Source organism: Marinomonas sp. BSi20584, from assembly GCF_002792415.1.
Classification (GTDB): domain Bacteria; phylum Pseudomonadota; class Gammaproteobacteria; order Pseudomonadales; family Marinomonadaceae; genus Marinomonas; species Marinomonas polaris.
Genome location: NZ_KZ454880.1, coordinates 48,786 through 64,004, shown reverse-complemented (window position 1 = coordinate 64,004; position 15,219 = coordinate 48,786). Strand labels below are relative to the sequence as shown.

The 15,219-nt window shown below is 43.3% G+C and carries 11 protein-coding genes; 2 read left to right on the top strand and 9 right to left on the bottom strand.

Annotated features, from left to right (window positions below; genetic code table 11):
- Window positions 1–8: 8 nt before the first annotated feature.
- From iolD to TY87_RS12550, 5 genes are read right to left on the bottom strand one after another with little or no spacing between them, the layout of a single operon-like run.
- Window positions 9–1,871 carry a 3D-(3,5/4)-trihydroxycyclohexane-1,2-dione acylhydrolase (decyclizing) gene (gene iolD, locus TY87_RS12570; RefSeq protein WP_072837909.1) on the bottom strand — a complete coding sequence of 621 codons (1,863 nt, stop codon included), beginning with the start codon at window positions 1,869–1,871 and terminating at the stop codon, window positions 9–11.
- Window positions 1,871–3,829 (bottom strand): bifunctional 5-dehydro-2-deoxygluconokinase/5-dehydro-2-deoxyphosphogluconate aldolase, encoded by a 1,959-nt coding sequence (locus tag TY87_RS12565; protein WP_100187332.1) that lies wholly within the window; start codon window positions 3,827–3,829, stop codon window positions 1,871–1,873. Before TY87_RS12565 ends, iolD begins: the two co-directional genes overlap by 1 nt.
- Window positions 3,826–4,992 (bottom strand): Gfo/Idh/MocA family protein, encoded by a 1,167-nt coding sequence (locus TY87_RS12560; RefSeq protein ID WP_100187331.1) that lies wholly within the window; start codon window positions 4,990–4,992, stop codon window positions 3,826–3,828. The genes TY87_RS12565 and TY87_RS12560 overlap by 4 nt, the downstream gene beginning before the upstream one ends.
- An 11-nt stretch (window positions 4,993–5,003) precedes the next feature.
- Window positions 5,004–5,801, bottom strand: coding sequence for an ATP-binding cassette domain-containing protein (locus TY87_RS12555; protein ID WP_072837906.1), 798 nt, complete (start codon window positions 5,799–5,801; stop codon window positions 5,004–5,006).
- 53 nt (window positions 5,802–5,854) lie between these two features.
- The gene (locus tag TY87_RS12550) at window positions 5,855–7,012 is read right to left on the bottom strand and encodes an ABC transporter permease (RefSeq protein WP_232617130.1); all 1,158 of its coding nucleotides are present in this window, start codon (window positions 7,010–7,012) and stop codon (window positions 5,855–5,857) included.
- A gap of 470 nt (window positions 7,013–7,482) precedes the next feature.
- On the opposite strand from TY87_RS12550, the gene TY87_RS12545 reads away from it, so the two are divergent.
- Together TY87_RS12545 and TY87_RS12540 are read left to right on the top strand one after the other, a co-directional pair.
- Window positions 7,483–8,442 (top strand): sugar ABC transporter substrate-binding protein, encoded by a 960-nt coding sequence (locus tag TY87_RS12545; protein WP_198432088.1) that lies wholly within the window; start codon window positions 7,483–7,485, stop codon window positions 8,440–8,442.
- 130 nt (window positions 8,443–8,572) lie between these two features.
- Window positions 8,573–9,433 (top strand): MurR/RpiR family transcriptional regulator, encoded by an 861-nt coding sequence (locus TY87_RS12540; protein WP_100187330.1) that lies wholly within the window; start codon window positions 8,573–8,575, stop codon window positions 9,431–9,433.
- Here TY87_RS12540 and TY87_RS12535 read toward each other — a convergent pair.
- The 4 genes from TY87_RS12535 to katG form a co-directional block, all read right to left on the bottom strand.
- Window positions 9,430–9,849 (bottom strand): GNAT family acetyltransferase, encoded by a 420-nt coding sequence (locus TY87_RS12535; protein ID WP_072837904.1) that lies wholly within the window; start codon window positions 9,847–9,849, stop codon window positions 9,430–9,432. The two genes, TY87_RS12540 and TY87_RS12535, sit on opposite strands and share 4 nt — an antisense overlap.
- Before the next feature lie 16 nt (window positions 9,850–9,865).
- Entirely contained in the window at window positions 9,866–10,333 is a 468-nt protein-coding gene (locus TY87_RS12530) for a DUF2127 domain-containing protein (protein WP_100187329.1), read from the bottom strand.
- A 169-nt stretch (window positions 10,334–10,502) separates the two neighbouring features.
- Window positions 10,503–12,383 (bottom strand): methyl-accepting chemotaxis protein, encoded by a 1,881-nt coding sequence (locus TY87_RS12525; RefSeq protein WP_100187328.1) that lies wholly within the window; start codon window positions 12,381–12,383, stop codon window positions 10,503–10,505.
- A 254-nt stretch (window positions 12,384–12,637) separates the two neighbouring features.
- On the bottom strand, window positions 12,638–14,854 hold the full coding sequence (gene katG / locus TY87_RS12520) for a catalase/peroxidase HPI (protein WP_198432087.1): 2,217 nt from the start codon (window positions 14,852–14,854) through the stop codon (window positions 12,638–12,640).
- Window positions 14,855–15,219 lie beyond the last annotated feature (365 nt).

Genomic DNA, 15,219 nt, shown 5'->3' with positions numbered 1-15,219 from the left:
AGTTAAAATTAATAAGGTTGTTGTTGTTTGGCTATTTTGTACTGACGCTCGGCATCGACCACTTGCTCACGATTCGACACTTCAGGTACCGCCACATCCCACCAAGCACCGCCTTCTTGTGTACTTGGTATTGGGTCAGTATCGATAGCGATCACATAGGTTTTATCGCTGGCTTTTGCTCGAGTCAGAGCTTGTTCTAAGTCGGCAAGACAAGACACTTGTTCGGAATTTGCACCTAAGGCTTTGGCATGAGCAGCAAAGTCGGTTTTTGGTGCACCTGCTTCTACGGTATGGCAGTGTTGCAATAAATTATTGAATGACTCTCCGCCACAGGCTTGTTGCAAGCGATTGATACAGGCGTAACCACGGTTATCCAAGACAACGATGATGAGCTTTAAACCTAACATCACCGACGTGGCGATTTCAGAATTCAGCATCAAATAACTACCATCCCCCACCATCACAATCACTTCACGCTCAGGCGTTGCCATTTTCACGCCAAGGCCACCCGCTAGCTCGTAACCCATACAGGAAAAACCGTATTCCACGTGATAACCAAGGTCTGACGAAGTACGCCACAATTTGTGCAATTCGCCAGGCAAACCACCCGCTGCTTGCACTAAAGTGCTGTTGGTGCTTGCTGCGCGATTAATCACACCAATCACATTTGCATCGGTTGGCAAATAGTTATGATCGATTGCTTGTTTTGGCAAGGCAGTAACTTGATCCACTGCAGTGAGCCAATCAAGATTCAAGGCTTTCACTTTTTTGCTCCAAGTCGCTGGCGTTTGATAACCTTCAACCTCAGCCAACAACTCTTGCAGCGTAACTTTTGCATCGCCGATTAAGGGCACGGCATTGTGTTTTTCTGCATCAAAAGACGTTACGTTGATGCTTAATAAAGTGTGATCTGGATTGGCAAACAAGGTACGCGACGCTGAGGTAAAATCTTGCAAACGTGTGCCAATAGCGATGATTAAATCCGCTTCTTGTGCCGCAGCATTCGCAGCACTAGAACCAGTTACACCTACCGAACCAAGATTAAATTCATGATCCCAAGGCAATGCGCCTTTGCCAGCTTGCGTTTCACAAGCGGGAATGTGGCATTGCTCAATCAAGGCAGTTGCCTCTTCAAGTGCCAAGCTATAATGCACACCGCCACCAAGCAAGATCAGTGGTTTTTTCGCCTGCTTGATCGCGGCAACCGCTGTCGCTAACTGATCCACATCGGCACGATTACGACGAAGTTTATGAACTTTTTTCGCAAAGAAACTAGCTGGATAATCAAACGCCATGGTTTGCACGTCTTGCGGCAATGCTAATGTAGCAGGTCCGCAAGTCGCTGGATCTAACATGGTATTGATCGCAACAGGCAAGCTGGTAATCAGCTGTTCTGGTCGATTGATTCGGTCAAAATAACGCGACACAGGACGAAAACAATCGTTCACCGACAGGGTCGGATCATTAAAATGCTCGACCTGTTGCAGTACTGGATCTGGCGTTCTCGTAGCAAAAACATCACCTGGTAAAAACAGCACAGGCAAACGATTCGCCATCGCCATGCCAGCAGCCGTCACCATGTTTAAGGCTCCCGGACCAATGGATGAAGTACAGGCCATAATACGTTGACGACGATATTGCTTCGCGTAGGCACAAGCCGCTAATGCCATACCTTGTTCATTGTGCGCTCGAAAGGTCGTGAACTCGTCTTTGACTTGAGCCAAGGCTTCGCCCATCCCAGCCACGTTGCCATGACCAAAAATCGCCCAAGCCCCACCAAACAACGGCACTTCCACACCATCCACCACAGTAAATTGCGCCTGCAAATGTTTGACCAAGGCTTGCGCCATTGTTAAACGTATTGTGTCCATTATGCCTCCTTCCTTTTCATCATCTGGCTGTCATTTCTCTGCTGCCACAATGCACTCATTTCTAAGTAGTTTTGTGTCACTCGTTCAACAAGCATGGCATCATCAATGTCTTTTCTTAACCAAGCTTTTACCGGTTCAGAGAATAGCGTTCGACCAATCGCAAAGCCCTTACAAATGTCTTGTCCTGCGGCCGCTTCGAAGCCTGCTTTTAGTGCATCCACTGGCGCATCTAAGCCTAACAAGACGACACCGCGACAATACGGCGCTCGCGCCTTGATCAAGTCGCTAATATTTTGCCAAGCGGCTTTACTTGGTGATGGCAGTTTCCACCAATCAGGAAATACGCCTAAGTTATAGAAACGTTCGATGGAGCGAGACAAAGTATCGTCTTTTACCTCCGATCCCACAGGCGGGATAATCTCCACCAACAACTCATGGCCAGTTGTGCAGCAAGCACGATACAGATCCATGACCTTTTGCTCTTGCTCATTACGCAAACTAACTTCATCATCTGGATGATAAAACACCAAGCATTTCACAATATGATTGGCTGGCCATGTTGCAATCGCTTGCCCTACGTTATTACCTAATTCAAAGCGCAACGGACGGCTGCTGGGTAATTCCACAGGTCGAGCGATCCAAAAATCTTTGCCGGTAATGTCATTCAAAACGTCTTGGGCAAAAGTGCCATCAGCCAAAATTCCCGTGCCACCGACTTTACCTTCTAAAACAGAAGCCCCTTGATAAGCCGCCTGTAGAATCAATTTCTTTGCTTTCGATATTTGTGACAAAGGCGCACCCGCTTCACGGCACATATCGACAAATTGACGTCGATGATCGAAAGCTAAAATACACATGTCTTGCCATTCTTTTGTTGGATCTTCACGCAACATTCGCTGAGTCGTGACACGATGCAAATAGTTCAACACTGGATCAAGGTCTGGTCTTGGAATGTCATTGCGATTAGCCAAGTAATAATCCAGTTCTTCAAGGCTTGGCATAGCAGGTGAACAGCCATGACGAGAAACCACAATCGCTCCGCAAGCATTGGCATAGTCACAAGCATTTTCTGTCGATTCGCCAGGAATCCAGCCACGTAAATAACCACTCATAAAGGCATCGCCAGCACCCAGCACATTCAGCACATCGACAGTGACACCGTAACGAGTAATGCCTTCGTCCAAGGTTTCAGGAATCTCTGCTTTAAAAACAGAACATCCCAAGGCACCGCGCTTCACCACAAATTCAGCGGATGACACTTTGCGAATACGTTTTAAACATTCAATGGTATCTTCACAGCCACCAGCAATATGAAACTCTTCTTCGGTTCCTACTACCAAATCGCACAAAGGCATAATTGACAGCAAATGCTGGGTGACAGAGTCATTCGATACAAAACGGTTTTCGCCCTCGCCTTTCCCTGTCAAACCCCACAATACAGGTCGATAATCGATGTCGACCACCACTTTTGTATTATTAGCTTTGGCGTATTTGATGGCTGCTCTAGCGGCTTGATCTGTGCCTTTGGTAGAAAAATGCGTTCCGGTAATCAGCAAGGCTTTTGCAGAAGCAATGTAGGCTTCATCAAAATCGCCTTCACTGATTGCCATGTCCGCGCAGTTTTCACGATAAAAGATCAATGGAAACGTATCTTTGTCTTTGATACCAAGCAACACCAAGCCGGTTAAGCGCTCTTTGTCCGTCACCACATGAGAGACATCCACACCAGCTCGCGCGAGCTCTTGGCGCACAAAACGCCCCATGTGTTCATCACCAACGCGGGTTAGCATGGCAGACTTCAATCCCATTCGAGAGGTTCCAAAGGCGATATTACAAGACGAACCTCCAAGGTATTTTTTAAAACTACTCACGTCTTCTAATGGCGCGCCTATTTGTTCCGAATATAGGTCAACCGCAGCGCGCCCTAAGCAAATAACATCCAAATTTTTATTATTCATCTGTGATCCCCATCGTATTGCTCCACCTCGACCCACGCTCTTTTATCAACGGATTCCACCACGCTGTCGAGAATGATATTTACCTGAGTCGCGGCTCGAAAATCTGGCCACAAAGGAGCGTTGTTAACAACACCTTGGAACAAGTCTCGAATTTCAACTGCTTTCATATCATTGAAGCCCAATCCATGACCCGCTGACACACAAAAAGCTTGATAATCAGGATGCTCCGGCCCCACTAAAATACGTTTAAAACCTTGGGTTTGAGGATTACCTTCAGCAATATACAAAGACAATTCTGACAAGGTTTCTTGGTCGAAGATTAAACTTCCTTTGGTTCCTGTAATTTCGAACGACAAACCATTTTTGCGGCCCCACGCGATGCGTGATGCTTCTAATGTACCTTGAGCACCATTGGCAAAGCGCACCATCATATGAGCTTGGTCTTCGTTTTCGACTTCGCCAACACCCGATTTCAAATCATCTGACGTTTGAGACAATGGACGTTGTTGATGAACAATTTTTAAATCGGCACACAATGACGTGATCGGTGCGACAAGATGAATGGCCAATTGCACAAGGTGTGAGGCTAAGTCATTCAGCGCTCCCGTTCCCACAAATTGCTTTTGTAAACGCCAACTAAACGGTAAGTTCGCGTCAGCAAGATAATCTTCATTAAACACACCACGAAAATGCACCACATCACCGATATCACCACGAGCGATTAATTGCTTGGCAAATTGCACAGTTGGATTCTTAATATAATTAAAGCCAACCAGTGTTTTCACTCCAGCCTTTTCTGCCGCCTCAGTCATTTCTTTGGCATCATCAGCGTTTAGCGCTAAGGGTTTTTCACTGTAAACATGCTTGCCTGCGGCAATGGCAGCGAGAGCAATTTCTTTATGCAAAAAATTCGGCGCGCATATATCAACCACATCAATATCAGCGTCGTTAATTAAGCTTTTCCAATCACCTGTTGAGCGGTTAAAACCTAATTCCAAGGCTTTCGTTTTAGCTAACTCAGGCGTTGCATCGGCTAACATTTCACAGTGCAATTGACCCTGGGGAATGGCAAAAGCCGCCATCGCATTTCGGTAAGCAATCGCATGAGCTTTGCCCATGTATCCAGAGCCAACCAAACCAACACGCATTTGTTTATTTGTCATGATGTCGTTCCTTATGCGGTAGCATCCAAGCGACTAAATTCTTCTAACTCAGCAGTAAGTTCATCTAGCTCCTGACCGCCAGCCATCATTTCCAATACATCTTCACGGCTAACTTCGGATTTCATAAAGGAACCTAGACTCTGACCACGATTCAATAAAGTGAAACGATCGGCAATCGGATAAGCGTGATGAACGTTATGAGTAATCAGAATCACCGCCAAGCCTCGGGCTTTGGCTTTCGCAACGACTTTTAAAACATTGGCAGATTGCTTCACACCAAGTGCAGCGGTTGGTTCATCAAGTATCAATACCTTGGCACCAAAATGAATCGCTCGGGCAATTGCCAAACACTGTCTTTCACCGCCTGACATTGTGCCGATAGCTTGGGAAGGATCACGGACATTAATGCCCATTTCGGCCATGCCTTTTTGAGCAATTTGGTTAGCGGTTTCAATATCAAAACGCTTAAAAATTCCACGCCCTTTGGTAATCTCACGTCCCATAAAAAAGTTACGTGTCACACTCATTAAAGGCACTAATGCCAGATCTTGATAAACCGTGGCAATGCCCGCATCAAGAGCTTCGACTGGCGAGTTAAAAACCACCGGTTTGCCTTCTAACAAATACTGCCCATCGCTTGGCGCGTGAACGCCTGCTAGGGTTTTTATCAAGGTGGATTTACCAGCGCCGTTATCACCTAACAAACAGTGAACTTCGCCCAGCTTTACCTTCATATCGATGTCTTTAATAGCAATAACCGAACCGAAGTAGCGGCTCACTTTTTTCAATTCAATAATAAATTCGCTCATTTTGTTCTCCTAAATTCTTTTTCTAAAAAGTAAACTCGAATCTGGGCTCGCCACTAATGTCGGGCCTCTGTCACCTTTTTACGAATGTAGTTATTGAACAAAACCGCGATTAACAACATGGCACCTAAAAACACACGGAACCAATCTGAATCGATACCTGTGAAGAATATGCCCATTTGCACGACACCAAAGATCAAGGCACCAAAACACGCACCAATCACCGAGCCATACCCACCGGTCAGTAACGCACCGCCGATGACCACTGCAATAATGGCTTCAAACTCTTTTAAGACGCCTCGGTCAGCGGATGCGGAACCAAACTCAAATACCTGACAAGCCGCGTAAACCGTAGCGGTGAATGCAGTAAACATAAACAAAGAAATTTTAACTTTATCAACTGGTACACCGACGTTACGAGCGGCTTTATCATCGCCACCGGTGGCAAAAATCCAGTTGCCGTATTTCGTACGTAATAGAACCCAACTTGCAACGACTGCTAGGAATACACACCAAACAATCACCATAGGAATACCTTCAACCACTGGGGTGCCATCGTCATAAGAACTAATCAAGCCAATGTTGGCAAACCAGACAAAAAGGCTTTTGCCTATCACTCCACCAAACAAGGCTGCGAGCCAATCTCCATCAGCGTATTTGTCGATACCACCAACTATGGTGCGATTAGTGAATAGAATAGACAGAGCAATGGTCAAACCACGCAACATGAAAAGGAAAGCAAGACTAACAATAAAGGAAGGCAAACCAGTTTTAACAACAATATAGCCATTCAAAAAACCGATAAACAATGCCCCAGCAAAAGCAAAGAGGATAGCCCCCCAGATAGGCCAGCCCCAATAAACTGCGGGGATCGTCATCATCATGCCAGCGAAACCAATCATCGAACCAATCGACAAATCGAACTCACCCGCAATCATCAATAGACAGGCACTGATAGCAATCAAGCCTAGTTGTGCTGATACGGTTGTCCAGTTCATGATGCCATCTGAGGCAAACATGCCGGAGTCTCCAGCGGTGATAAAAAAGAAAACAAAGACCAACACAGCGCCAGAAATCGCCCCAAATTCAGGCCGATGTAGCAGTCGTTTCCAAGCAGGAACCTTACGAACCCTTTCATCTCCAGCCGATTTTCCTTCTGTTGAGTTATCTTCTGCCATTTTAGATAAATCAACCGATTGAGCTTGATCAGTCATAGCGTCACACCTTACTTTTTTATATTTATTTTTTGTGATTTCTAACCGTGTACTAGTGAACTGTCGTATTTGCCTAACAACTCGTTACGCCTCTGACTCTCGCACAAGTTGCTTTTTATAGCGCACTCAGTAACACGATAGAGCTTAATGTCTTTTCATTTCAACAATAGAATCATAATAGAATATTTGTTTCATTTTATTCAATAGGCAAAATAAAAATTTACATTAAATACAAAAAAATATGCCTTAAAAACCTAGATAAACTGTCAAAAAACAACAATAAAGTCTTTAAAAACAAATAAATATAAGAAAACCACCATTCCAGAATAAAAAATTTCAAAATATTGCAATTATGAAATATTCATTCTAGTATCACTTCAATTCTGATTAAAAATAGATCAGAAGTTGTGTTTGCTAAATCCAAAAATAAGTAATAACAAAAATAATTAAACGAAACGGAGATAGTGGTAATGAAAAACTTTCTGAAGAAAAGTACAGCCATATTAGTCGCAGGTGCTGCGACCTTAGGCGTTATGTCAATGTCCACCGCGGCACACGCTGAAGGTGAACGTTATGTGTTCATTTCCCACGCACCAGATTCTGACTCATGGTGGAACGTGATTAAGAACGCGGTAAAACAAGCCGCTTCCGATATGAATGTCACCGTAGAATACCGTAACCCACCAACCGGCGATTTAGCCGATATGGCACGAATCGTAGAACAAGCAGTGGCCACTAACCCTGATGGCATTGTGCTTTCTATTGCTGACTTTGATACATTAGAAGGACCATTAGAAAAAGCCTCTAAAAAAGGTATTCCATTCATTACCATGAACTCTGGAACACAAGAACAATCCAAAGCATTAGGTGCGTTATTGCATGTTGGACAACCTGAATTTGCAGCAGGTTTTGGTGCTGGCGAGCGTGCGAAGAAGCAAGGAGTGAAATCCTTCTTATGTGTTAACCACTATATTACCAACCCAGCGTCTGTAGAGCGCTGCATGGGCTTTGCCAAAGGTTTAGGTATTGAACTTGGTAGTCAGATGATTGACTCTGGATCGGATCCGACCGATGTAGAAACCAAAGTATCTGCTTACCTTCGTAAGAACCCAAATACTGAAGCGATCTTAACCTTAGGGCCAACCTCAGCTCATCCGACTTTGCGAGCGTTGGAAAAAAACCGCAATCTTAAAGACATTTACTTCGGTACTTTTGATTTAAGCGGGGAAATTTCGGCTGCCATTAAAGATGGTCGAATTAACTTTGCTATCGACCAACAACCCTACTTACAAGGTTACTTACCTATCAGCTTCTTGACGCTTTACACTCGTTACGGTTTGATTCCAAGTAACGACGTGAACTCTGGTCCTGGTTTCATCACCAAAGACAACATCGCACTTGTTGAAAAATACGCGGGGGAATTCCGTTAATTCAATTTATTAATAAAAGCTGAGGTCATGAACGACCTCAGCATCACCTCTCAGCAAGTATTTATAATAAAAAATCGCTATAATATTCGTCTTTCTACCGATAGTTTTATGACAACTTAGGAGCCACTTTTTGGGCGCGCCAACTACTCTTGACCAACTACAACAAGCCATTAGTCGAAACTATGACGACTTAAGTAAACGCTTACAACAAGTGGCGCGTTTTATATTAGAACATCCCAATACTGTTGCCCTAGAAACTGTAGCTAGTCTTGCTGAACAATGTGATGTTCCTCCTTCGACATTGGTTCGTTTTGCGGCTGCTTTTGAATACAATGGCTTTAGCGAAATGCAGAACCTGTTTCGACAAGCGCTCGTTGAACAAACATCCAGCTACAGCGAACGTGTAAAGTTAAGCAAAAGCACTGTCAATACCACGATTGATGCATCGCATATTCTAGAAGAGTTCAGCAGCAGTAATGCGTTTTCTATGAATCACATGAACCATCATTTTTCTCAAGAGATGCTCAACAAAGCGGTCGATCTACTCGAAAATGCACAAAATATTTATCTCATTGGTTTACGTCGTGCATTTCCTATTTCGAGCTATTTTGCATACAGCTTGAGGCACCTAAATAAAACGACTCACCTTATTGATGGCGGTGGCGGTATGCTAATAGAGCAAGCCAGTAATATTCGTGAAAACGACGTTATCATAGCAACGGCATTCAGTCCTTATGCCAAAGAAACAGTGAATGTCAGCGAATATGCCTTTAAAGCAGGTGCTCAAGTCATTGCCATTACCGATAGTAAAATCAGCCCATTGGCGGCACTTTCAGACATTTGTTTTGATATAAAAGAAGCAGAAGTATTGGGATTTCGCTCCCTCACCTCCTCTATGACATTGGCTCAAACCCTACTCGTCGCTTTGGCATATCGACTAAACAGCGACGGTAAGATGGGCGATACCAAACAAATAGAATGGAAACATTAGTTATCGTGTTCTAAGCGCTTGCCTAAACTAACAACCTGATCCTGACCATAACCAATCGCATTGTAAAATGCGATTACAGCTTGATTCGTATTACGGACTTGCAGATTAATTTTAGGACAACCTTTGGCCATAATTAATCCTTCAACCGCTTTCATAATCGCTTGCCCGTAACCTTTTCTTTGATGATCTGGGCTAACTGCCAAATAATTAATCCAGCCACGATGACCTTCATAACCTCCCATTACTGTGGCAACCACATCACTGCCGACAACTCCAACGAGAAACAAATCGGCATCCACTTTCAGTTTTCGGTCGATGTCCTTATGCGGATCATTCTGAGGAGCAAGCAAACCACATTGATTCCATAGAGCAATCACTACTTTTCTGTCTTTTTCTTCGTAGGGACGAATATTCATAAAACTTAAATCTCTCCTATTTGGTGGTCATCAATAGCGCTTTTTCACCACGCTTAAGTACCCAATACAAGTAAGCAACAACCATCAAGTTAAACAAGAGTACTGAAAAGTTAACTAAGTTGGGGGTTTGGTAAATAGCATAGAGCTCAAAGGGAATATAAAGTGAACCACTGATGAAAGCGAACCATTCCGTCCAGCGTAGTTTATGCCATAAACCATACGCTATAACAAAGCGAAAGCAGGCATACATCAGAGAAATAGAGATAACTAATATATGATCTTGCTGAGTGGCTTTCTCGACAAAGGTTAACAGCAAATTAACATAATAATTGTTTGGTGAAATTGGCCAGTTTTGCATTACCTGAGCGGCAAGCTGATGAAGATCTTGCTTAGCGATTGAATTGACACTCAGCGCCAAGCACAAAGCCAGCACACCTTTTACTCCATCAACTACCGCAATTGCTTTTAAACCTTCAAACTTCATAGACGCAACTTCTTTTTAAAAAAGTCAGCATACACGAATTATATGAAAAAAAAGTGATGGTGATATTTTTTGTATTGATTCTGCCTGATGCTTTTTTGTTAACCAATAGAACAAAAAAAAGCGAACCAGACTCAAAAGCCTAGCTCGCTTTTATAAAGCTTAGAAAAATCTACACTTTAAATTTATCTAATGATCTCGCTTGTTCTACGGTAATTTCAACCATAGTTTCACAAAGCACAGATTGACCTTGTGCCGCATCCGAAACTGACTGGCTAATATCACGAATATTCGTAGTATTGCGGTTAATTTCATTGGATGTTGCACTTTGCTCTTCTGCTGCGGCAGCAATCTGCACTGTCATATCATTAATTTCATTAATACTTAAACGAATCGCTTCCAAAGATTGCTTGGCTTTATCGGCAATTTGTTGCGTTACGTTGGCGCCCTCTCTGCTTTCAAGAATAGCTTTTTCTGCTCCTCTTACGCCAGTTTGCAACTGCTGAATCATCTTCTTAATTTGTTCCGTCGACTCTTGAGTTTTTGACGCTAATGTTCGAACTTCATCGGCAACAACAGCAAAACCTCGGCCTTGCTCACCCGCTCTTGCCGCTTCAATAGCAGCGTTCAAGGCTAATAAATTAGTCTGGTCGGCAATGTCGGTGATAACGGTAAGAATCGATTCTATATTATCGCTGTATTTCACTAAATCATTAATGGTAGTAACTACATCGCCCATTTTATGAGTCAATTCAGCAATCGAAGTGGTCGTGCGATCAACAATAGCCTCACCTTCTTTTGCTGCATTATCAGCTTGATTCGCTCGGCTTGCTGCTGTTTGAGCATTGTCTGCCACATCATGCGCAGTCGCTGACATTTCATGCATCGCAGTAGCTAGCTGATCCAATTCATTAAGCTGCGTATACAACTGCTTAGAGGACTCTACAGAAGATGCTGCCGTCTTATCAGTATTCTCACGTATATGGCGAGATTGACTTTTCACTTCGCCAATTAATCGCTGTAAATAATCAATAAACTTATTAAATTCACCCGATACATGACCAAATTCATCGTCACTGGTAATCGCAAGACGTTTGGTTAAATCACCTTCTCCGCCATTGATATCTTTTAGCGATTCATGCAAAGCACGAAGTGGTTGTAGCAAACCTGTCACGACAAAATACAGCACAATAGAAACAAGTAAGGCTGCAATTAACGTTCCCCAAAAAGCGACCCAACCAAATTCTCGGACACTGGCGAACAATTTATCTTCATCCAACACCACGCCAACATACCAATCTGAACCGTATAAATTAGGCAATGGGCTAAAAGATACATATACCTGAGTACCATCAGCCAACTGTTTTTCAACCAGGTCTTTACTTAGCTCTGGCACACCACCTTGAAGCAAATTAAAGACAGATTTACCGTTTAAATCGGCATTTGGGTGACTGATTATATTTCCATTTTTACTTAATAAGAACGCATAACCGGTATTATTAAAATTCAAAGCATTGACAGCCTCGGAGACAGTTTTAAGGCTTAAATCACCACCAAAGCTGCCTTTAAACTGACCATGATCAGAAAAATCTGCAATCACAGAAATCAGAATATCGCCTTCAGTAGAGACATACGGCTCTGTTAATGCCGCTTGCTTATGCTGCTTGCCCATATCATACCAAGGACGTTTACGTGCATCCCAACCTGGTGGATTCCAATTAGGGTCATTGGTGATCCGGCTACCGTTAATATCTAAGCCACCAAATAGCAAAATAAATTCATCTTTATAAATAGGTAAATCAAAGGCTTTTTGAATGGTTTCTGTACTAAAATCCGCATCAACCGTTTGCGAAATGACTTCAATCAAATCCATTTTGTTTTTAAGCCAATTATTAACCTGTAAAGCTAATGCTTTACTACTTTCTTGAGTGCTGGTTGTTGTTTTCTCAAACAATGCACTTCTAAGGCTGCTGTATTGCAACCATGAATACAATGAGAATGCTAAAACAACAACGACGGATGCACACAAGACAACCTTATGGGAGACCTTCATTTTTTCACTACCTATTTAATAAAATTAAAACAGCGTTACCGCTTCCATGCAAATTCAATACTAAACTTAATAGCATCAAATTATTTAAAAATAACGACTTCCGGTGAATTTATAACAGCCGCTTATTAATCACCACCTTTAAACAGTTGTTTTTTGTAGCAACTAAAGTTTTAGCAGACAATCGATAATTATTCATATAAAAAAACCCCGCGTTCCTCACGGAAGCGGGGGTGGGTGTTGGCAACGCTAGGAAATCACGCTAGATCGAATCGATCCAATTCCATTACCTTGGTCCATGCAGCAATAAAGTCTTTCACAAAACGTTCTTGTGAATCAGAGCATGCATAGACTTCTGCAATAGCACGAAGCTGAGAATTAGAACCAAATACTAAGTCCGCACGTGTTGCTGTCCATTTGATCTTACCAGTTGTACGGTCACGACCTTGGAACTCTTCCTCTTCTTCAGAAGTAGCAAACCATTTGGTTCCCATATCCAATAAATTCACAAAGAAATCATTGCTTAACACTTCTGGCTGCGTCGTAAGAACACCATGCTGAGATTGATCAAAGTTGGCGTTCAATACTCGCAAACCACCTAACAATACCGTCATTTCTGGTGCAGAAAGCGTTAACAATTGCGCTCTATCTACCAACATTTCTTCGGCAGAAACAGTAAACTTGCCTTTCAAGTAGTTACGGAAACCATCCGCAGCTGGCTCAAGGAAAGCAAAAGAGTCCACATCTGTTTGCTCTTGAGACGCATCCGCACGGCCTGGAGTAAATGGCACAGTCACATCATGACCTGCTGCTTTTGCAGCTTGCTCAACGCCTACCGAACCAGCTAAAACGATCAAGTCAGCAAGGGAAACCTGTTTAGTAACATCTTTGCCATTAAACTCCGCTTGAATGCCTTCTAAAACAGACAATACTTTAGCCAGTTGCTCTGGCTGATTTACGGCCCAATCTTTTTGTGGTGCTAAACGAATACGAGCACCATTTGCACCACCACGCATGTCTGAGCCACGGTAGGTAGATGCAGAAGCCCAAGCAGTCGATACAAGCTGTGCAACCGTCAAACCAGAAGCCTGAACTTTTGCTTTAAGATCGACAATATCTTGATCATTCACGGTTACGTAAGTCACCGCTGGAATCGGATCCTGCCATACTAACTCTTCTTTTGGTACCAATGGCCCAAGATAACGAGCAACTGGCCCCATGTCACGGTGAGTCAATTTGTACCAAGCACGAGCAAACGCATCGGCAAGTTGATCTGGATTCTCATAAAAACGTTTAGAAATCGATGCGTATATCGGATCATCACGCAATGCTAAATCCGATGTAAACATAATTGGCGCATGGCGTTTAGATGAGTCATGAGCATCTGGAACAGAATTAGCTGCCGCACCATCTTTAGGAGTCCATTGCCAAGCGCCTGCTGGGCTCTTAGTCAATTCCCAATCGTATTCAAATAAGTTTTCGAAGTAACCATTGTCCCAAGCTATTGGGCTTTTCGTCCAAGCGCCTTCAAGACCACTAGAAATAGTGTCGACACCTTTGCCCGTGCCCATACTATTGCTCCAGCCAAAACCTTGTTCGGCCATACCAGCCGCTTCTGGATCAACGCCAACTTGAGCGGCATCACCAGCGCCATGGGCTTTACCAAAAGTATGACCACCAGCAATCAAGGCTACGGTTTCTTCGTCATTCATCGCCATACGTTCAAAGGTATCGCGAATATCGCGAGCTGAAGCCAGCGTATCAGGCTTACCTTCTGGCCCTTCTGGATTAACATAAATTAGGCCCATTTGTACGGCAGCCAACGGATCTTCCAATTCACGGTCGCCAGAGTAACGTGGCGCATCATCTAGCCAAGTTTTCTCAGTTCCCCAATAAATGTCTTCTTCTGGTTGCCATACGTCAACACGACCACCAGCAAAACCAAAAGTTTTGAATCCCATGGATTCCAATGCACAGTTACCTGTTAAGATCATCAAATCTGCCCAAGAGATCTTACTGCCGTATTTTTGTTTAATAGGCCAAAGCAATCGACGTGCCTTGTCTAAGTTAACGTTATCTGGCCAGCTGTTTAATGGTGCGAAACGTTGAGTACCTGACATCGCGCCGCCACGGCCATCTGCAGTACGATAAGTACCCGCACTATGCCAAGCCATACGGATGAAAAATGGACCATAATGACCGTAATCGGCAGGCCACCAATCTTGAGAGTCTGTCATCAGGGCGAACAAATCTTGGCGAAGCGCTTCAAGATCCAAGCTATTAAACTCTTTGGCATAATCAAAATCTTCACCCATCGGGTTAGATTTCGGTGAATGCTGATGAAGAATATTTAAGTTCAACTGGTTCGGCCACCAGTCTTTGTTTGACGTACCGCGGCCCGATGATTGATTTGCACCTGCGGCACCATGATTAAAAGGACACTTACCTTCGTTTGACATTTTTTCTTTAGACATAGCGGTCTCTCCTGCTTGCTGCTTAGAACATTTTATTTTTCAATAACGCTTCATTAACTATAGTTATAAACTTAAAAAGAGTGAGTAACTAATAAATAAAAACTAAGAAGATAATAGCCTAAGCCAGCCACCCTACTATTTCATTGCTATTAAATAGTGCACTCAACATAGAAGAAGATATGCATTTAAGGCTCAGTAAAATCAGGAATTGTATAAAGTGCCTAATCATTTATTACTATTCTTAGTCATCTCGCCATAAACTCATCAGAGAAATAGTATTAATCCAAAACTGGTTCGCAAGTTGCTTATATACCGAAGGAAACCAAAAATAAGCGACTTTGACTTAATCATCATGGGAAACGACT

Bases quoted from the DNA above. Each gene is read 5' to 3' on its own strand.
- TY87_RS12545 (WP_198432088.1), top strand. From the start codon at position 7,483: ATGAAAAACTTTCTGAAGAAAAGTACAGCCATATTAGTCGCAGGTGCT.
- TY87_RS12525 (WP_100187328.1), bottom strand. From the start codon at position 12,383: ATGAAGGTCTCCCATAAGGTTGTCTTGTGTGCATCCGTCGTTGTTGTT.
- katG (WP_198432087.1), bottom strand. From the start codon at position 14,854: ATGTCTAAAGAAAAAATGTCAAACGAAGGTAAGTGTCCTTTTAATCAT.
- TY87_RS12530 (WP_100187329.1), bottom strand. From the start codon at position 10,333: ATGAAGTTTGAAGGTTTAAAAGCAATTGCGGTAGTTGATGGAGTAAAA.
- TY87_RS12560 (WP_100187331.1), bottom strand. From the start codon at position 4,992: ATGACAAATAAACAAATGCGTGTTGGTTTGGTTGGCTCTGGATACATG.
- TY87_RS12550 (WP_232617130.1), bottom strand. From the start codon at position 7,012: ATGACTGATCAAGCTCAATCGGTTGATTTATCTAAAATGGCAGAAGAT.
- TY87_RS12565 (WP_100187332.1), bottom strand. From the start codon at position 3,829: ATGAATAATAAAAATTTGGATGTTATTTGCTTAGGGCGCGCTGCGGTT.
- TY87_RS12535 (WP_072837904.1), bottom strand. From the start codon at position 9,849: ATGAATATTCGTCCCTACGAAGAAAAAGACAGAAAAGTAGTGATTGCT.
- TY87_RS12555 (WP_072837906.1), bottom strand. From the start codon at position 5,801: ATGAGCGAATTTATTATTGAATTGAAAAAAGTGAGCCGCTACTTCGGT.
- iolD (WP_072837909.1), bottom strand. From the start codon at position 1,871: ATGGACACAATACGTTTAACAATGGCGCAAGCCTTGGTCAAACATTTG.